The organism is Raskinella chloraquaticus (SeqCode) (assembly GCF_021731865.1).
Lineage (GTDB): Bacteria > Pseudomonadota > Alphaproteobacteria > Rhizobiales > UBA4765 > Raskinella > Raskinella chloraquaticus.
The window spans coordinates 14376-30960 of record NZ_JAKFWN010000010.1 but is presented as its reverse complement, the minus strand read 5'-3'; the positions used below and the strand labels follow the sequence as shown (position 1 = coordinate 30960).

The window sequence follows — 16585 nt, the reverse complement described above, 5'->3', positions numbered from 1 at the left end:
GCCTTCATGAAAAACGAGGCGACATCGGGAAATCTGCTCTTTGCTCATAAAGTGGCCGGGATCACCCTGACGGTGCTGGTGAGCCTGCATATTGCGGCTGCTCTCTTTCATGCGCTCATCAAGAAAGACGGCGTGCTGGCGCGTATGACCGGCAACGCCGGGTAATCCTGCTCAGATCCCGGCAAATTGTCGCAGCCGGCGCAGTAACGTCTCGCGCAGCTCGCGCGCTGAGGCTGTGAGCTCAGCCACTTTCCGACGCATGGCAACGACGACAGGCCGCGACAGGATATAGCCGCGAAAGCGCTCAAACCACCGCCAGCCGACGGCAAACCAGCGATAGGTCATGAGCTGGCCGTGGCCAGCATGGAGGATACGCTCAGCCAGCACCAGGCTGACCGCGTAGCCGATGACAAGAAAGGAAATGCCGCTCAAGACATGCCCGGTTGCCAGCAGATAGAGCCCGCCGATTTTCAATGGTTCAGCGATGGCAAGCGGCGTCACCACCAGCGCCAGCACGCCCCAGCGTGGCAAGGTTTCGACCCAGCGCAGAAAGCGCTCGAACAGACGGATGTGGGCTAGAAAACGCCACAGCGGCGCGCCGATATAGGCAATCAATTCATGGATCAGGATGCCAGCGGCTACGAGGCCGCGCAGGAGCGAGATCAGCTTCGAAACCAGATCGGCCATGGGCCTCCCGCGCCGTCAACATGACAGGCATGCCTGCACATGGGGCGTCGGGTGCCAGATCGCAACCCTATTGCCTGATGGTTCCGGTCAGATGGCGGCGGCGCGGCGCCATCTTCAATAAACGACGACGGAGCGGATGGATTTACCCTCATGCATGAGATCAAACGCGGTGTTGATCTGATCAAGCGGCATGGTGTGGGTGATCAGATCATCGATGTTGATCTTGCCCTCCATGTACCAGTCGACGATTTTCGGCACATCGCTGCGCCCGCGCGCGCCGCCGAAGGCAGAGCCTTTCCAGACGCGCCCGGTGACAAGCTGGAAGGGGCGGGTTGAAATTTCCTGCCCTGAGGGCGCAACGCCGATAATGATGCTTTCGCCCCAGCCGCGATGGCAGCATTCAAGCGCCTGGCGCATGGTGGCGGTCGAACCGATGCACTCGAACGAAAAATCAGCGCCGCCGCCGGTGAGATCAACGATGGCCTGAACCACCTTGTCGCGGCCCACCTCGTCGGGGTTGATGAAATGCGTCATGCCGAATTTTGTCGCCATACCCGCCTTGGCGGAATTGAGATCAACGCCGATGATCTTGTCAGCACCCACCATGCGGGCACCCTGGATGACGTTGAGGCCGATACCTCCCAGTCCGAAGACCACGACATTGGCGCCGGGCCATACCTTGGCCGTGTAGACCACCGCGCCGATGCCGGTCGTCACCCCGCAGCCGATATAGCAGATCTTGTCGAAGGGGGCGTCGTCGCGGACCTTCGCCAGCGCAATTTCCGGCAGCACGGTGAAGTTCGAGAATGTCGAACAGCCCATATAGTGAAAAACGGTGTTGCGGCCCCGCCCGGCTGATTCACAGGCAAAGCGGGTTGTCCCGTCCGGCATCACACCCTGACCCTGCGTTGCGCGGATGGCGGTGCACAGATTGGAGCGCCGCGACAGGCAGGTTTTGCACTGGCGGCATTCAGGCGTGTAAAGCGGAATGACATGGTCGCCCACTTTGAGCGATGCCACGCCGGCGCCCACCTCGCGCACGATGCCTGCGCCCTCATGGCCAAGGATTGCCGGGAATTTCCCTTCCGAATCGAGGCCTGAAAGCGTGTAGGCGTCCGTGTGGCAGACGCCGGTTGCCATGATCTCCACCAGCACTTCGCCTGCTTGCGGTCCGGCAAGCTCGACGGTTTCGATCGTCAAAGGCTTGTTGGCTTCCCAAGCGACGGCGGCGCGGGTTTTCATGGGGGCTCCGGTGGTGGGGTGATTCAAGTGTCGGCAAGCTAGCGCGGGTGGGAGGAGGTGGGAAGGGAAGAGTGGGTGTGCCTGTTCTGTATCGCGTCAGACGATTGGTCGAGGCACATACCGGCCGACAGGAAAGGCGTGGAAACCTGGGACAAGGCCGGGCATGACGGTGGTGGCCTGCAAGATTCAACCCCCCGCCTTGTCCAGCACCTCTTCGGCCCATTGGTTGAGGCTTTTGCCTGAAAGCTCGGCTGCCAGCGCCGCCTTGCGGTGGACATCCGGATTGACGCGAAACATCATCTGGCCGGAATAGGCCTTCTGCGGTTTTTTACCGACCTTCCGGCAAGTCTCGATGTAATCATTGATAGCCTCGTGAAAGGCCTCGCGCAGGGCTTCGACCGTCTCGGCGTGGAAGCCGATGCCATCGCGGATGCCTGCCACCTGTCCGGTGAAAATGCCGTCCCCGTCATCATAGGCAATGCGAGCGGAATAGCCCTTGTAGGTCATGCTGTTGATCGTGCTGTTGATCATGGCGTCACTCCGATCCTTTCAAGATAGGCCCGCGCGGCACGCACCTGATAGCGTTTGGCTTCCTTCGCCGGATGCGGGCGGTGGAAGGTCTCGACCTCGCCATCCTTCTCGAACCGCACCCGCGAGCCGCGCCCTTCGATGATCCGAGCCCCGGCCGCAACGAGCAAGCCCTCGACATCCGCCCATGCCAGCGTGCCCGAAATCGGGTCCGCGAAAACAGCGTCGAGCGTCCTGCGATGCCGGTTGTTCATATGAAGGGTTTATAATAAATGCTTGCATAAAATGCAAGCGCAATCATCTAGAGATGGAAAACCCGCCCCTCCTGCATCACCACCACCGGCCTGCCTATCGACGTTGGAGAATGTGGCTCTTGCCGTCAGGTGCACAGCCCAAGCGGACCTATTCTGCCCGCAACAGGCGAATATCGACTTCGCGGATGACGTAGCGCCATTCCTCGCTGCTGCGCAGATCGGCAACCAGATCCTCGAACGCATCGGCATGGGCGGGCGCATATTCGAACCAGGTGAGGAAGTCGAAGGGTTCGCCCAGATCGCGCGCATGATGAAGGCGGCGGGCAATCGCCGGCAGGTATTTCATCGAGCGGGCGGTATGGCGCGAGACCTCCTCGAAGATGGCGCGGCGGCGATCCTGACCAAGCGCCCACCATTCGGACGATTTGCGGATGGGAATGAGGGCCGCGCACCGCGCCTCGGGCCGGTTCAGCGGCGGCGACGCAGCGCGCAATTCGCCAAGCTCCTTTTCAGTCGCATAGCGCGGATGACTGACGACGCCCTGCAATTGCCAGCTGGCGTTGCGCGAGGTGTCAGGCTTGCTTTCGCTGACCGACAGACAGGCAGCGGACGCAAGGCCATCGCCGATAAACGGGCGATTGCTGGTGATCTGCCACGCACCCTCTGAGCCAGCGGAAAACCAAACATGGGTTATCGAACTCATGGCTGCCCTTTCGCGTCTGCCGGCATGGCAGAAAATCCGGTCTTGCCAGCGTCATTCTGAACGATTGCCTGACGCGCCGCATAGCGCAAAATATCATCAATATCCATAAAGCTTTGGCCGCGCTCCCTGATCGCATCGATCACGCGGTCAGGGCCGCCGATGCGGTTCATGGCGACAATTTCCGCCGCCTTCGGCAGCAGCGAAATAGTCGTGGGCGCGCCACAACGCACAACAGATGCGCCAAGATGCCTCGCTTGCGCCAAGCGAACGATTGCCTCAACGCTGTTAGCGGCGAGGAATGGAGAAGAAGAACATATGACGCGACCAGCCACTACCAGCCTCGTGTGGTTTCGCGACGATCTGCGGGTCAGCGATCATCCGGCCCTTGCGGCAGCGTGGGCAAAGGGCGGACCCATCATCGCCGTCTATATTATGGATAAAGCGGCCGCCCGGCGCCCCCTGGGGGCAGCGGCGCGCTGGTGGCTGCACGGATCGCTTGTCAATTTGCGCAAAAACCTGGCGGCGCTGGGCATACCGCTGATCCTGCGGCGGGGTGCGACGGCCACTATTTTGAATGAATTAGTCGACCAAACCGGCGCGACCTCATTGGTCCATGGCAGGGCGGTGGATGATGTGGCTGCAAGGCTGGAGGCAGATATCCGCCAAGCGCTGCGCGGCAAGGGACTTGAAATGAACGCCTGCCTCACCAACCTGCTCTACGGCGCTGATGAGGTGCGCAGTGCCTCGGGCGATCCTTACCGTGTGTTCTCGCCCTTCTGGCGGGCAGCGCTGGCCAGCAAACAACCGCGTCCGCCGATTGCACCCCTGCGCGGACAGCGCGCGGGTGCAGGCGAAGTTGCGGGCGATGATCTCGCAGCCTGGCATCTGCTGCCGAGCAGACCTGACTGGGCCGCCAATTTCGTCGCACATGGCACGCCTGGCGAAGAGGGTGCCGCAACGCGTCTTGACGCCTTTGCCGAAGAGGAATTGCGCGGTTATGCCGACAATCGCGACCGGCCGGATCTGCCCTCGACCTCGCGTCTGTCCGCCCATCTGCGCTTCGGCGACATTTCACCATATCAGGTCTGGCAGGCGGCGCTGGTCGCGCAAGAGCGCGGCCTCGCCTCATCGCGCGACGTACAGAAATTTCAAGCCGAACTCGGCTGGCGAGAATTTGCCCATCACCTTCTGTGGCAATTCCCTGAGCTTGAGCGGCGTAATTTTCAACCTCGCTTCGATGCTTTCCCGTGGCGCGACGACGAGCCGGCGTTCATTGCCTGGACCCGCGGAATGACCGGTTATCCGATCATTGATGCCGGCATGCGCCAATTGTGGACAACCGGCTTCATGCATAACCGGGTGCGCATGATCGCTGCATCTTTTCTGGTCAAGCACCTGCTGATCGACTGGCGAAGAGGCGAGCAATGGTTCTGGGACACCCTGGTTGATGCCTGTCCGGCCAACAACACTGCAAGCTGGCAATGGGTCGCCGGCACGGGGGCGGATGCCGCGCCCTATTTCCGTATTTTCAACCCTTTATTGCAGGGAGTGAAATTCGATCCGCAAGGCGATTACGTCCGCCGCTTCGTGCCGGAACTGGCTCGCCTTCCCGCCGATATCATTCATCGCCCATGGGAAGCAGGCGGGCTTATCCTTGCTGATGCGGGGGTTCGGCTGGGTAAAACCTACCCCTACCCTGTCGTTTCGCTGGAAGAGGGACGTGCGCGGGCCCTTGCAGCGCTTGCGTGCATCCAAGATGAACGTGGCGCCGTATAATGATCGTGGCCAAACTGAACAGGAACAGGCAATGCGCATAGCCATCATCGGCTCCGGGATATCCGGGCTTGGCGCGGCCTATGGTCTGCGCCATGAACCAGGCCTCGTTGTGTATGAAGCCGAACCGCGGCTTGGCGGGCATGCGCACACGGTCGATATCGATTATCTTGGCACCGCGATCAGTGTTGACACCGGCTTTATCGTCTACAACCAGCTCAACTATCCTAACCTCATCGCTCTCTTTGCCGCGCTTGATGTAGCGACGAAGGAAAGCACGATGAGCTTTTCGGTGTCAGTCGCCAATGGGCGCCGGGAATGGGCGGGTGATCGCTCGTTATGGAAAGTGTTTGCGCAGCCAAGCAATGTCCTGCGGCCATCCTTTCTGTGGATGCTGAAGGAAATCGTCCGCTTCAACCGGCTGGCGGCAGCGGATCTGGCGAGCGGCGCCCTTCATAACGTCACCCTCGGCGACTATCTCGACCAACGTCGTTTTTCACGTCGCTTTCGCAGCGATTACCTCATCCCCATGGGTGCCGCCATCTGGTCGATGCCGGCTGACCGCGTGCTTCAGTTCCCGGTCGAGAGCTTTGTGTCATTCTTCGACAATCACCGGCTCTTATCGTTCGATCAGCCCTTGTGGCGCACGGTTGACGGCGGCAGCCGGGCATATGTCAGCGCCATGGAAAAACACCTGGGCAGTCGTGTGCGCCGCCTCTCCCGCGTCGAGCGCATCGTCCGCGAGGGCCGGCAGGTGATCCTGACCGACCAGCACGGCGGGCAGGTGGCCTTCGACCAGGCGATCATCGCCACTCATGCCGATCAGGCGCTGGCGATGATCCAGCAACCATCAGATGACGAACGCAATATTCTTGGTGCCTTCGCCTTTGCTGAAAACGAGGTCTGGCTTCACCGCGATCCAGCCCTCATGCCCAAGCGACGGGCAGCGTGGGCGGCATGGAATTATCTGGCGCCGGGGGATGGTCCCGAGGACGGCACGGACCCTGTTGCCGTCACCTATTGCATGAACATGCTGCAGGGGATCGCCTGGCACTATCCTCTGTTCGTTTCACTCAATCCGCCTGCCCGGCCAAAGCCCGAACTGACCTTCGCGCGCTTCGCCTATCGCCATCCGCAGATGTCGCGCGAGACGCTGGCAGCGCAGCAGGCGCTCGCCCGCATTCAGGGGAAAGATCGTTTATGGTTTGCCGGCGCGTGGAGCAAGCACGGCTTCCATGAGGACGGGCTGGTGTCAGGCATGCGGGCAGCGCAACCGCTTGGCGGTGATTATCCTTGGGTAAAGGCGCCCCTGCTCCGCGAGGCAGCGGAATGATGACAGCGACAAACCAGCACCTGTCAGCGTTCGATACCGGCGCCGTTGCCAGCCTCTATGACGGCACCATCATGCACCAGCGCATGAGCCCGTTTCGACATCGTTTCACCTATCGCGTGTGGTCTCTGCTCGCCGATATCGACAGGTTGAGCGAACTGTCTCGCCTGTCGCCATTATTTTCCCATAACTGCTTCAATCTCGTGTCGTTTCATGATCGTGATCACGGAGCGGGAGATGGCAGCACGTTGCGGGCTCATGTCGACCGGCTGTTGCGTGAAGCACAGATGCAGCCGGCACGAAAAATCTTCCTGCTGTGCTACCCGCGCGTCCTGGGATACGCCTTCAATCCGATCTCGGTCTATTATTGCTTTGGCGATCATGGGGCGCTCACGGCGATGATCTACGAGGTACGCAACACCTTTGGCGAAAAGCACACCTATGTGGCTCCCATCGATATTGGCCAGTCACCTGGACGACAGGAGCGGCGCAAACTCTTCTTCGTCTCGCCCTTTCTTGGTTTCGGGCTCACCTATCGGTTCCGTTTTGACGCGCCCGGAGAGCGGCTGAGACTGCGTATTCTCGAAGTCGATGATAGCGGGCCGGTGCTGGCTGCCAGTTTTCACGGCGAACGGCTTCATCTGACGACGACCAATCTGCTGCGCCTGTCATGGGCGGTGCCGCTGCTTGGCATCAAGGTCATGACATCGATCCATTGGGAGGCGCTCAAATTGTGGATCAAGGGCGCCGGACTGGTGGCGCGGCCACAGGCGCCACCACCAGCGAGCCTCGGTAACCCGGACCGCTTTTTCGACCCTTCCCGCCCACCATCTCAATCTGTGACCTCACGCCATGTCTGATACCAGCGCCACGATGTCTTGCGGCATCAGCCCGTCATCGCCACCAGCGGCAACCTTCCAGCTCGTCAACCGCGCCAATCTGTCGCGCGTGGCTGCCGGCCGGCCGCTGGCGATGCGCTTCGTCCTGTCTCTGCTCACCGCCTTTGATCATGGCCGCCTCGACATGCATCTGCCGGACGGCCAGATGCTGCGCTTTGAAGGCGCGCAGGCAGGGCCGCATGCCGATTTGCGCGTGCGCGATCAGCGCTTCGCCGAGCGTGTTCTCAAGGGCGGCGATAACGGTTTTGCCGAAGCCTATATCAGCGGGCAATGGGACAGCTCGAACGTCACGGCGGTTCTTGAGGTGCTGTGCGCCAACATTGATGCGCTGGAAGCGTTTCTCGGCGGGCGCCCGGTGCTGAGGTTAGCGCGTTATCTGCAACATCTGTGGCGTGGCAACAGCAAGCGCCAGGCCAAGCGCAATATTCGCGCCCATTATGATCTCGGCAATACCTTCTACGAAGCCTGGCTTGACCCGACGATGACCTATTCTTCGGCCATTTTCAGCGATGGCGATCATGACCTCGCCTCAGCGCAGCGTCGAAAATATGAGATATTGGCACAGGCGATTGATCTGAGACCCGAGCACCATGTGCTTGAAATCGGCTGCGGATGGGGTGGTTTTGCTGAATATGCGGCCGCTGAAATCGGGTGCCGCGTCAGCGGGCTGACGATATCGCGCGAACAGCATGATTATGCGCAAAGGCGGCTTGCCAAGGCTGGTCTTGCGGAGCGGACCGACATCCGTTTCCAGGATTATCGTGACGAAACAGGCCGCTATGACCGTATCGTCTCGATCGAGATGTTCGAGGCGGTGGGAGAACGGTACTGGAAACCCTATTTCTCAAAGCTCGATTCATGCCTCGTGAACGGCGGTCGGGCCGGTATCCAGGTAATCACGATCCAGGATCGATTCTTCCAGCAATACCGGCGCGACATCGATTTCATCCGCCGTCACATTTTCCCCGGTGGCATGCTGCCGACCGGCACCATCATGGAGCAACTCGGCGCCCGGCACGGGCTGCCGTTAATGACGCAGCGGCTGTTTGCGCTCGACTACGCGCGCACCCTCGCGCAATGGCGCAAGACATTCGGCCAGGTGTGGCCACAGCTCACCCAGCTGGGGTTTGATCATCGCTTCAAGCGGCTGTGGGATTATTATCTGCATTATTGCGAGGCAGGCTTCCGGGCCGGCTCGATTGATGTGCGGCAGATGGTCTTTGCCAAGCCGTGAGTGGCAACAATCACGACGGTGGTGGCAGTTCGCGTCCGACCTTATCCCATTTCATCATGCGGGTGGCGAGCGGGAAGTACCACGCATAGGGGAGCAGATTGAGCGCCTTCATCATATAGGCAAAGCGACGCGGGAAGGCGATTTCGAATTTGCCCTTGGCGAAGCCATCGACGATGCGCCGCCCCGCCTCATCGACCGACATCAGAAACGGCATGGCGAAGGGATTGCCACGGGTTGCCGGCGTATCGACAAAGCCGGGATTGATGACGCCGATATGGACGCCGTAAAGATCGAGATCGAATTTGAGACTGCCGGCCAGATTGATCAACCCCGCTTTGGTGGCGCCATAGGCGGCTGATGTCGGCAAAGGGCCATAGCCAGCGGTCGAGGCCATGATCCATATCTGTCCACTCCGGCGCGCGATCATGCGCGGGATGATCCCGCCCAGGGCGTTGACGGTTCCCATCAGGTTGACATCAAATGATTTGGCAAATGTCCCGGTCTGGAAGTTTCCAGCCCGCACCGGCAGATAAACCCCGGCATTGAGCAGGACGAGATCGATGGGACCGGCAGCGATTTCGATCGCCGCAACCAGCGCTGTCATCGCGGCTGCATCGGTCACGTCAGCCGGATAGACGATGATGGCGCCTGCGGGCGCTTCGGCCTTCAGGCTTTCCAATTCGTCTGCCTTGCGGGCGGTGACGGCCACCTTCCAGCCGCGGCGCGCCAGTTCAAGGGCGGTGGCGCGGCCGATGCCGGAGGAGGCGCCGGTAATCCAGGCAAGGGAAGCTGTCATCTCGTACCGTCAATGCTTGAGGAGGCGCTGAACCAGGCGCCCAAAGGTGCCGGTCAAGCGCAAGGGTGCGTCGGTGACGACGAAACACAGGCAATCCTCATCGGCTCCAGCGCGCGGGCGATGGTCGACATGGCTATCGGCAATCGAAATATCGCCGCGGGCGAACGTGCCCTGATCATCGATGAAACTGCCTTTGATGATCAGTGTCACCTCCCGTCCCGCATGGGTATGGGCGGGCATACGCCTGCCGGCAGAAACGAGCAGAAGGGAGACTTCACCCCCGTCGTTATTACCAAGGCGCACATCCTTCAGACCAGGCATCACCCGGCGCCATGCCAAGTCGCCCAGCGGCTTGCCGAGAAAGGCCGACAGGGTCGGTGGCAACCCGTCATTGCCGCCAGAAGGCGCCATGACAGACGGCAACATCGTCACGGGAGTGGTCGCGGTTATTTCCGCCAGCATGCGCTGCGGGTTTGCCAGCGGCTGCGGCGGCAAATCAGCCAGATGGTCGCCACACGCCGCCTCAAGCGTCGCCACGAGCGCATGATGACGGCTGCTCAGTTCGAGATGGGAGGCCATCAGCACATTGAGCGGATGCGACAACGAACCGGCGACGTAGGCCGCCAGCATGTCATCTACACCCGGTGTTGGTGCACCCTTCTGCGTATCCATCATGTCCGTCGTCCCCATCGAGCTGCTCGATGCAGCGCATGACTACACGTCTACGTGGCCCAAAGGACGATAGATCACGCGATATCCCATTTTCAAACCATCGCCCCCATGCAAAATGGGGCGATGGGGCACAGGCGGGGCGTGTTATCGCACGCCAAGCGGCATCGTTCAGGAAGGAAGCCTTGTTTATGACAATCCATAAGGGAATTGTGGACGCTATCGGCAACACGCCACTCATTCATTTGAAGAATGCCTCCGAACTCACCGGCTGCACCATTCTGGGCAAGGCTGAATTCCTCAATCCTGGTCAATCGGTCAAGGATCGTGCCGCCAAATGGATGATCGCGGACGCCCTGCGCCGCGGCGCAGTCCGGCCGGGCGGCGTCGTCGTCGAGGGGACGGCCGGCAATACCGGTATCGGTCTGGCACTGGTTGGCAATGCACTGGGACTGCGCACGCTCATCGTCATTCCCGATACCCAGTCTGACGAGAAAAAGCAGACGCTGCGCTGGTGCGGCGCGGAGCTGATCGAGGTTCCCGCCGCGCCCTACGCCAATCCCAACAACTACATCAAGGTATCGGCGCGGCTGGCGCAAGAGCTGGCGAAAACAGAGCCGCAGGGGGCGGTATGGGCCAATCAGTTCGACAATGTGGTCAACCGGCAGGCGCATGTCGATTCGACGGGGCCGGAAATCTGGGAGCAGACGAACGGGCGGATCGACGGCTTCATCTGCGCGGTTGGCTCGGGCGGCACCCTTGCCGGTACGGCCATGGCGCTGCGCGAGCGCAAGCCTGATATCAAGATCGGCCTTGCCGATCCCCATGGCGCGGCGCTCTATTCGTATTTTACCACCGGCATTCTCAAGGCCGAAGGCAGCTCGATGACGGAGGGCATCGGCCAGGGACGGATTACAGCCAATCTTGAGGGGCTCAAGGTTGATCTGCCGTTTCGTATCAGCGATGGCGAGGCGCTGGAGGTGCTCTTTGGCCTCTTGACCGAGGAAGGGTTGATGCTCGGACCATCGTCAGGCGTCAACGTTGCGGGCGCGATTGCCATGGCCAGAGCGCTCGGGCCGGGGCATACGATTGTCACCATCCTGTGCGATTACGGCTCGCGCTACGCATCGCGGATCTATAACGCTGATTTTCTGCGCTCCAGGGATTTGCCGGTTCCAGATTTCCTGATCGCAAAACCAAAGCGCGCTGCCCCGCTGGTATGAGGACATGATGATAACCGAACTGCTCTTTCGCGATGATGCGTATGTGCGTGAGGCGCCGGCGACCCTCCTCGCGCTCACGCCGGAAAACGGGCTTATCCTCGACCGCACGATTTTTTATGCGCAGGGCGGCGGGCAACCTGGCGATGGCGGCGAGATCGTGCTTGCCGATGGTCGGGTGATCGCCATCACCCATGCCGTCTATTCCAGCGACAAGCAAAGCGTGGTGCATATGGCGGCGCTGCCCGTGGGCGAGATATCAACCGGCCAGACGGTGGCGGCGCGGCTTGACTGGTCAGCGCGCCTGAAGCGGATGAAAATCCATACCGCGCTTCATCTCCTCTCGGTGGTGCTACCCTATCCGGTCACCGGGGGCGCGATCGGTGAGGGCGACGGGCGCCTCGATTTTGACATTCCCGATGCCGGCAGTTTCGAAAAGGACGCCATCGAAGCCAAACTCAACGAACTCATCGCCCTTGACCGCAAGGTGAGCGCGCAGTGGATCACCGATGCTGAACTCGATGCCAATCCCGGCCTCGTCAAGACGATGATGGTGAAGCCACCGCGCGGCTCGGGCCGGGTGCGCCTCGTTGAAATCGACGGGCTTGATCTGCAACCGTGCGGCGGCACGCATGTGGCACAAACCGGCGAGATCGGCCGGGTTATCGTTGCCAAGATCGAGAAGAAAGGCAAACTCAATCGCCGCGTGCGCATCGAACTTGTCGCCTAACCCACCTACCCTCCGCGCGTTCCTCCGCCATCACGAGACGAGACATTCCATGGACAATCTTCCCTCAACCTGGCTGCGTTCCCCTGAATGGCTTGCCGATCACCTGTCAGCACCCGACCTCGTTGTTGTGGATGGCTCCTGGTACCTGCCAACGCAACATCGCGATGCACAGGCCGAGTATCTCGCCGGCCACATCCCTGGCGCTGTGCATTTCGATATCGATACGGTGAAGGATACGACGAGCGACCTGCCGCACATGTTGCCGCGCCCCGAGGGGTTTGCGTCCGCCATGCGCAAGATGGGGATCGGCGATGGCGCCAGCATCCTCGTCTATGACGGGCTTGGGTTGTTTGCAGCCCCGCGCGTGTGGTGGATGTTCCGGGTCTTCGGCCTTGAGCGCGTTTTCATCCTGGATGGCGGTCTGCCGAGATGGAAAGCGGAGGGGCGTCCGCTCGAAGAAGGCCGCGTCGAGCGGCGTCCCGCCCATTTCACGGCGCGCTTCAACAGCGGTGCGGTGCGCGATCTGGCCGATGTCGCCAAAGCCCTTCAGGCTGGCGTTCAGGTGGTCGATGCGCGCTCCAGTGAACGCTTTACCGGCACGGCGCCCGAACCACGCGCCGGTCTGCCGAGCGGGCACATGCCCGGCGCCCTCAACGTGCCCTCGAGCATGCTTACAATTGAAGGCAGGCTCAAACCAAAGAGCGACCTGATGGCGATCTTCGCCGCGGCCGGCGTTGATCCGGCAAGACCGATCATCACCACCTGCGGATCGGGCGTGTCAGCCGTCGTGCTGGGGCTGGCGCTTGACGCGGTCGGCGCCCGGGAATGGAGCGTCTATGACGGCTCATGGTCGGAATGGGGTGCGGACCCCCATACGGCGAAGACCGGCGCTTGAGTCAAGCGGACCTATCTCTGCTCGGGAAACTTCTTGTCGACGACCACTTTTTCCAGCACTTTGCCGCTCGCGTCCAGCGCCTCGATGGTCCAGCGGTACGTATGGACCTGCCCTGCCGGCGGCGAGGGGCCGCGATAGGGCGAAGATGACAGGGCGCCGCATTTGACGAGCGTCGCAAAGGGCAAGACCCCACCTGCGTGATTGTAGCTCGGGTAATCAAGATCGCTCATTTGCAGATTGAGCATGGATGCCCCTTTTGGTGCGCCCGAAATCTTGAATTCAGGCGAGCCGGAACACCAGCGCACCGACGCCGTCATGGCATGTGCCGGCAGGCTTGCCGCCAGCAACAAGACAGACGCGCACAAGACGCGTTGCATCATCCGAAATTCCTCAATGCAATATCTGGCTCAGGAATAGCCTGGTGCGCTCATGTTGCGGGTTCTTGAAGAACTCGTCCGGCCTGTTTTCTTCGACGATCTGTCCGTAATCCATGAAGATGACGCGATCGGCCACCTGGCGGGCAAAGCCCATCTCATGGGTGACGCAGATCATGGTCATGCCGTCATTGGCAAGGCTAACCATGGTGTCGAGCACTTCCTTCACCATTTCCGGGTCAAGCGCCGAGGTCGGCTCGTCAAACAACATGATCTTGGGGTTCATGCACAGCGCACGCGCAATCGCCACACGCTGTTGCTGGCCGCCTGACAGCTGGCCGGGATATTTGTTGGCCTGCTCGGGAATGCGCACCCGCGTCAGATATTTCATCGCCACTTCCTCGGCATCTTTCTTCGGCATCTTGCGCACCCAGATGGGCGCAAGCGTGCAGTTTTCGAGGATGGTCAGGTGAGGAAACAGGTTGAAATGCTGGAAAACCATGCCGACTTCGCGACGGATCTCATCGATCTTCTTCAGATCATTGGTCAGTTCGATGCCATCGACGACAATCGAACCCTTCTGATGTTCCTCAAGGCGATTGATGCAGCGGATCATGGTCGATTTGCCTGAACCCGACGGACCGCACACGACGATACGCTCGCCACGCGCCACTTTGAGGTTCACATCTTTCAGGACATGGAACTGGCCATACCATTTGTTCATGCCGGTAATTTCAATCGCCGTCTGATCAAGCGGGCGTCCGCCTGGCGGCATGGTGGCTGTGGTCTGCGTGCTATCCATCACTATTCTCCTAGCGCTTGTGGCTGCGGGCGAGACGCTCTTCCATGAATTTGGAATATCGCGACATGCCAAAGCAGAAGACGAAATAAAACAGGGCGGCGAAACCATAACCGGTAAAAGCGGTCCATGGCGTTGCCCATACGGGATCGGTGAGCGAGGACTGGATGCTCGCCAGAAAGTCAAAGATGCCGACGATGGTGACGAGCGAGGTATCCTTGAAAAGGCCGATGAAGGTGTTGACGATGCCGGGAATGACGATCTGCAAAGCCTGCGGCAGGATGATGAAGATGAGCTTCTGCGGATAGCTGAGACCCAGCGCGTCCGCCCCTTCATACTGTCCTTTTGGCATGGCCTGCAGGCCGCCACGCACGACCTCCGCCATATAGGCTGCCGAGAAAAGGGCAACGCCGATCAGCGCCCGCAAGAGCTGATCGGGCGCCAGGTGCTCGGGCACGAAAAGCGGCAGCATGGTTTTGGCCATGAAGAGCACGGTGATGAGCGGCACGCCGCGCCAGAACTCGATGAAGATGACGCTGAACAGCTTGACGAGCGGCAGTTTCGAGCGCCGCCCCAGTGCCAGAAGAATACCAAGCGGCAGGGAGACGACGATCCCGACGATCGAGATGACAAACGTCACCATCATGCCACCCCACAGGCTGGTCGCCACTTTGGGAAGGCCGAAAGCGCCGCTCAGCAAGATATAGGCAAGGACCGGAAAGGCGACGAAAAAGAAGGCGGCCATCCAGCTTTTGCTTGGCGTGGCGGGTATGAGAAGCCAGGCGACCGAGCCGAAACAGAGAAGGGCGGTGAGGTTGACGCGCCAGCGCTCGGCTTCGGGATAGAAGCCGTAGATGAACTGCTGCAGGCGTGCCAGGAGATAGGGGTAGCAGGCGCCAGGGACCTCAACCAGGCATTCGGCACGTCCCTTGCCTTCCGTCACCGCATTGGCGATGAAAAAATTCCAAAGCGGAGGAACAATCAGATAGATGATGTACACTCCAACCACCGTCAACAGCGTGTTGACAGGGCCGGCGAAGAGATTGGCGCGCACCCAGCCGATGACGCCAACCGTGCTTGCGGGTGGCGACAAGGTCGGCGCCTGCTCGGTGCGGACAAAGCCGATACCTATCGTATTCATATCACCTGACATCGACATGGCTCAACGCTCCGTGAGCGCAATGCGCCCGTTATACCAGTTCATGAAGGTCGACAGGCTGAGCGAAATGGTCAGATAGACCAGCATCGTGACGGCAATCACTTCGATCGCCTGCCCCGTCTGTTTGAGCGTTGTGCCGGTGAAGACGGACACAAGATCGGGATAGCCGATGGCAGCCGCTAGCGATGAGTTCTTGACGATGTTGAGATACTGGCTGGTGAGCGGGGGAACGATGACGCGCATCGCCTGGGGAATGATCACCAGGTTCAGCGTTGGCGTCGCGCGAAGGCCGAGCGCGTTTGATGCCTCGGTCTGTCCGCGATGGATGGCGAGAATGCCGGCACGGACGATCTCGCCGATGAAGGCTGCGGTGTAAAGCGTCAACCCGAGCAACAGCGCGACAAATTCCGGAACGACGCGCATGCCGCCAGCAAAATTGAACCCCTTCAACACCGGTCGATCGAAGGTTATCGGAAAGCCGGACAGGAGGGCGCCAAGAAACGGCAAGCCGATCATCAGAGCAACGCCTGTCAGGAAGACCGGAAACTGCTCGCCGGTTGCTTCCTGCCGCGCCTTTGCCCAGCGGGCGATGAAAAACCACGCAACGGGGGCTATGATCAGACCAGCCAGCATCATCCATGCGCCCTCGCCGAAGATCGGGGCGGGCATGAACAGACCGCGGGCATTGACAAAAATGTCACCTGGAAAGCTCAGCGACTGGCGCGGGCCCGGCAGCGGCGTCAACACGGCGACGTACCAGAAGAAAAGCTGCAGCAACAAAGGGATGTTGCGCATGATTTCCACGTACCAGGTGGCGAGCGTGCGCACGACGAAATTCGACGACAGGCGGGCAATGCCGACGACGAACCCCAGCAAGGTCGCCAGGACGATACCGATTCCCGCCACGAGCAGCGTATTCAAAAGCCCGACGATGAAGGCATCGCCATAGGTCGATGATGCGCTGTACTCGATCAGTTTCTGGGTGATGTCAAAGCCCGAAACATTGGCAAAAAATCCAAAGCCGCTCGCCAGATTGAGCCGTTTCAGATTCTCGATGGCATTGGTGGTCGCGGTGAAAACCAGATAGGCGATGGCGACCACAAGCAGAAGCTGAAAAACGAACCCTCTGACCTTGGGATCATAGAGCAAGGATGACCGTGATTCCTTGCGGACGGACGATGATGTCCCCATTTCGGTGACTGCCATGTTCCCTTTTCCCCTGTTCCCGTCCCAGCTGCGCCCGACGCATAGTCGGCGCTCTGCCAGAACATGAAGCCCGCGCAGCGGAAGTAT

The 16585-nt window shown here is 60.4% G+C and carries 20 protein-coding genes; 8 read left to right on the top strand and 12 right to left on the bottom strand.

What is annotated here, in order from left to right; all coding sequences use genetic code 11:
- Positions 1–6: 6 nt before the first annotated feature.
- A complete protein-coding gene (locus ACINK1_RS04510) occupies positions 7–165 on the top strand; it encodes a cytochrome b/b6 domain-containing protein (protein WP_395760006.1) in 159 nt (52 codons plus the stop codon).
- Positions 166–171: 6 nt separating this feature from the next.
- On the opposite strand, the gene ACINK1_RS04505 is transcribed toward ACINK1_RS04510, so the two are convergent.
- The 6 genes from ACINK1_RS04505 to ACINK1_RS04480 form a co-directional block, all read right to left on the bottom strand.
- Positions 172–687 (bottom strand): hypothetical protein, encoded by a 516-nt coding sequence (locus ACINK1_RS04505; protein WP_376803787.1) that lies wholly within the window; start codon positions 685–687, stop codon positions 172–174.
- Positions 688–801: 114 nt separating this feature from the next.
- Positions 802–1929, bottom strand: a complete 1128-nt coding sequence (locus tag ACINK1_RS04500) for an S-(hydroxymethyl)glutathione dehydrogenase/class III alcohol dehydrogenase (protein ID WP_376803788.1) — start codon at positions 1927–1929, stop codon at positions 802–804.
- 186 nt (positions 1930–2115) lie between these two features.
- On the bottom strand, positions 2116–2445 hold the full coding sequence (locus tag ACINK1_RS04495; RefSeq protein WP_376800606.1) for a type II toxin-antitoxin system HicB family antitoxin: 330 nt from the start codon (positions 2443–2445) through the stop codon (positions 2116–2118).
- An 11-nt stretch (positions 2446–2456) separates the two neighbouring features.
- Positions 2457–2711, bottom strand: a complete 255-nt coding sequence (locus ACINK1_RS04490) for a type II toxin-antitoxin system HicA family toxin (RefSeq protein WP_376800599.1) — start codon at positions 2709–2711, stop codon at positions 2457–2459.
- Positions 2712–2859: 148 nt separating this feature from the next.
- Positions 2860–3414, bottom strand: coding sequence for a chlorite dismutase family protein (locus ACINK1_RS04485; RefSeq protein ID WP_376800598.1), 555 nt, complete (start codon positions 3412–3414; stop codon positions 2860–2862).
- A complete protein-coding gene (locus ACINK1_RS04480; protein WP_376800597.1) occupies positions 3411–3677 on the bottom strand; it encodes a hypothetical protein in 267 nt (88 codons plus the stop codon). The genes ACINK1_RS04485 and ACINK1_RS04480 overlap by 4 nt, the downstream gene beginning before the upstream one ends.
- Before the next feature lie 52 nt (positions 3678–3729).
- Here ACINK1_RS04480 and ACINK1_RS04475 point away from each other — a divergent pair, with 52 nt between their 5' ends.
- Genes ACINK1_RS04475 through ACINK1_RS04460 form a run of 4 tightly spaced genes read left to right on the top strand, consistent with a single transcriptional unit; the run spans position 3730 to position 8650 of the window.
- Positions 3730–5190 (top strand): deoxyribodipyrimidine photo-lyase, encoded by a 1461-nt coding sequence (locus ACINK1_RS04475; protein ID WP_376800596.1) that lies wholly within the window; start codon positions 3730–3732, stop codon positions 5188–5190.
- A 31-nt stretch (positions 5191–5221) separates the two neighbouring features.
- Complete coding sequence (locus tag ACINK1_RS04470; protein WP_376800595.1) at positions 5222–6520, top strand: NAD(P)/FAD-dependent oxidoreductase; 1299 nt, start codon at positions 5222–5224, stop codon at positions 6518–6520.
- Entirely contained in the window at positions 6517–7377 is an 861-nt protein-coding gene (locus ACINK1_RS04465) for a DUF1365 domain-containing protein (RefSeq protein WP_376800594.1), read from the top strand. The genes ACINK1_RS04470 and ACINK1_RS04465 overlap by 4 nt, the downstream gene beginning before the upstream one ends.
- Complete coding sequence (locus tag ACINK1_RS04460) at positions 7370–8650, top strand: class I SAM-dependent methyltransferase (RefSeq protein ID WP_376800593.1); 1281 nt, start codon at positions 7370–7372, stop codon at positions 8648–8650. The genes ACINK1_RS04465 and ACINK1_RS04460 overlap by 8 nt, the downstream gene beginning before the upstream one ends.
- A gap of 10 nt (positions 8651–8660) precedes the next feature.
- Here the strand turns inward: ACINK1_RS04460 and ACINK1_RS04455 are convergent, their stop codons facing one another.
- Both ACINK1_RS04455 and ACINK1_RS04450 read right to left on the bottom strand, forming a co-directional pair.
- On the bottom strand, positions 8661–9446 hold the full coding sequence (locus tag ACINK1_RS04455) for an SDR family NAD(P)-dependent oxidoreductase (protein ID WP_376800592.1): 786 nt from the start codon (positions 9444–9446) through the stop codon (positions 8661–8663).
- 9 nt (positions 9447–9455) lie between these two features.
- On the bottom strand, positions 9456–10121 hold the full coding sequence (locus ACINK1_RS04450; protein ID WP_376800591.1) for a ChrR family anti-sigma-E factor: 666 nt from the start codon (positions 10119–10121) through the stop codon (positions 9456–9458).
- A gap of 185 nt (positions 10122–10306) precedes the next feature.
- Here ACINK1_RS04450 and ACINK1_RS04445 point away from each other — a divergent pair, with 185 nt between their 5' ends.
- Genes ACINK1_RS04445 through sseA form a run of 3 tightly spaced genes read left to right on the top strand, consistent with a single transcriptional unit; the run spans position 10307 to position 12960 of the window.
- Positions 10307–11338, top strand: coding sequence for a cysteine synthase A (locus ACINK1_RS04445; RefSeq protein WP_376800590.1), 1032 nt, complete (start codon positions 10307–10309; stop codon positions 11336–11338).
- Between the two features lie 4 nt (positions 11339–11342).
- Positions 11343–12065 (top strand): alanyl-tRNA editing protein, encoded by a 723-nt coding sequence (locus ACINK1_RS04440; protein ID WP_376800589.1) that lies wholly within the window; start codon positions 11343–11345, stop codon positions 12063–12065.
- A 49-nt stretch (positions 12066–12114) separates the two neighbouring features.
- Entirely contained in the window at positions 12115–12960 is an 846-nt protein-coding gene (sseA, locus tag ACINK1_RS04435; protein ID WP_376800588.1) for a 3-mercaptopyruvate sulfurtransferase, read from the top strand.
- Between the two features lie 11 nt (positions 12961–12971).
- Here sseA and ACINK1_RS04430 read toward each other — a convergent pair whose 3' ends face one another.
- Genes ACINK1_RS04430 through ACINK1_RS04415 form a run of 4 tightly spaced genes read right to left on the bottom strand, consistent with a single transcriptional unit; the run spans position 12972 to position 16498 of the window.
- Entirely contained in the window at positions 12972–13340 is a 369-nt protein-coding gene (locus ACINK1_RS04430; RefSeq protein ID WP_376800587.1) for a YbhB/YbcL family Raf kinase inhibitor-like protein, read from the bottom strand.
- 10 nt (positions 13341–13350) lie between these two features.
- Positions 13351–14109 (bottom strand): amino acid ABC transporter ATP-binding protein, encoded by a 759-nt coding sequence (locus ACINK1_RS04425; RefSeq protein ID WP_376800604.1) that lies wholly within the window; start codon positions 14107–14109, stop codon positions 13351–13353.
- Positions 14110–14146: 37 nt separating this feature from the next.
- Positions 14147–15286 (bottom strand): amino acid ABC transporter permease, encoded by a 1140-nt coding sequence (locus tag ACINK1_RS04420; RefSeq protein ID WP_376800603.1) that lies wholly within the window; start codon positions 15284–15286, stop codon positions 14147–14149.
- A gap of 9 nt (positions 15287–15295) precedes the next feature.
- A complete protein-coding gene (locus ACINK1_RS04415) occupies positions 15296–16498 on the bottom strand; it encodes an amino acid ABC transporter permease (RefSeq protein WP_395760004.1) in 1203 nt (400 codons plus the stop codon).
- Between the last annotated feature and the right edge of the window lie 87 nt (positions 16499–16585).

Excerpts from the sequence above, each read along its gene's own strand:
- ACINK1_RS04505 (WP_376803787.1), bottom strand. The coding sequence starts at position 687 with ATGGCCGATCTGGTTTCGAAGCTGATCTCGCTCCTGCGCGGCCTCGTA.
- ACINK1_RS04490 (WP_376800599.1), bottom strand. The coding sequence starts at position 2,711 with ATGAACAACCGGCATCGCAGGACGCTCGACGCTGTTTTCGCGGACCCG.
- ACINK1_RS04445 (WP_376800590.1), top strand. The coding sequence starts at position 10,307 with ATGACAATCCATAAGGGAATTGTGGACGCTATCGGCAACACGCCACTC.
- ACINK1_RS04475 (WP_376800596.1), top strand. The coding sequence starts at position 3,730 with ATGACGCGACCAGCCACTACCAGCCTCGTGTGGTTTCGCGACGATCTG.
- sseA (WP_376800588.1), top strand. The coding sequence starts at position 12,115 with ATGGACAATCTTCCCTCAACCTGGCTGCGTTCCCCTGAATGGCTTGCC.
- ACINK1_RS04470 (WP_376800595.1), top strand. The coding sequence starts at position 5,222 with ATGCGCATAGCCATCATCGGCTCCGGGATATCCGGGCTTGGCGCGGCC.
- ACINK1_RS04510 (WP_395760006.1), top strand. The coding sequence starts at position 7 with ATGAAAAACGAGGCGACATCGGGAAATCTGCTCTTTGCTCATAAAGTG.
- ACINK1_RS04415 (WP_395760004.1), bottom strand. The coding sequence starts at position 16,498 with ATGGCAGTCACCGAAATGGGGACATCATCGTCCGTCCGCAAGGAATCA.
- ACINK1_RS04485 (WP_376800598.1), bottom strand. The coding sequence starts at position 3,414 with ATGAGTTCGATAACCCATGTTTGGTTTTCCGCTGGCTCAGAGGGTGCG.
- ACINK1_RS04420 (WP_376800603.1), bottom strand. The coding sequence starts at position 15,286 with ATGTCAGGTGATATGAATACGATAGGTATCGGCTTTGTCCGCACCGAG.
- ACINK1_RS04425 (WP_376800604.1), bottom strand. The coding sequence starts at position 14,109 with ATGCCGCCAGGCGGACGCCCGCTTGATCAGACGGCGATTGAAATTACC.
- ACINK1_RS04440 (WP_376800589.1), top strand. The coding sequence starts at position 11,343 with ATGATGATAACCGAACTGCTCTTTCGCGATGATGCGTATGTGCGTGAG.
- ACINK1_RS04450 (WP_376800591.1), bottom strand. The coding sequence starts at position 10,121 with ATGATGGATACGCAGAAGGGTGCACCAACACCGGGTGTAGATGACATG.
- ACINK1_RS04460 (WP_376800593.1), top strand. The coding sequence starts at position 7,370 with ATGTCTGATACCAGCGCCACGATGTCTTGCGGCATCAGCCCGTCATCG.
- ACINK1_RS04430 (WP_376800587.1), bottom strand. The coding sequence starts at position 13,340 with ATGATGCAACGCGTCTTGTGCGCGTCTGTCTTGTTGCTGGCGGCAAGC.
- ACINK1_RS04455 (WP_376800592.1), bottom strand. The coding sequence starts at position 9,446 with ATGACAGCTTCCCTTGCCTGGATTACCGGCGCCTCCTCCGGCATCGGC.
- ACINK1_RS04500 (WP_376803788.1), bottom strand. The coding sequence starts at position 1,929 with ATGAAAACCCGCGCCGCCGTCGCTTGGGAAGCCAACAAGCCTTTGACG.
- ACINK1_RS04465 (WP_376800594.1), top strand. The coding sequence starts at position 6,517 with ATGATGACAGCGACAAACCAGCACCTGTCAGCGTTCGATACCGGCGCC.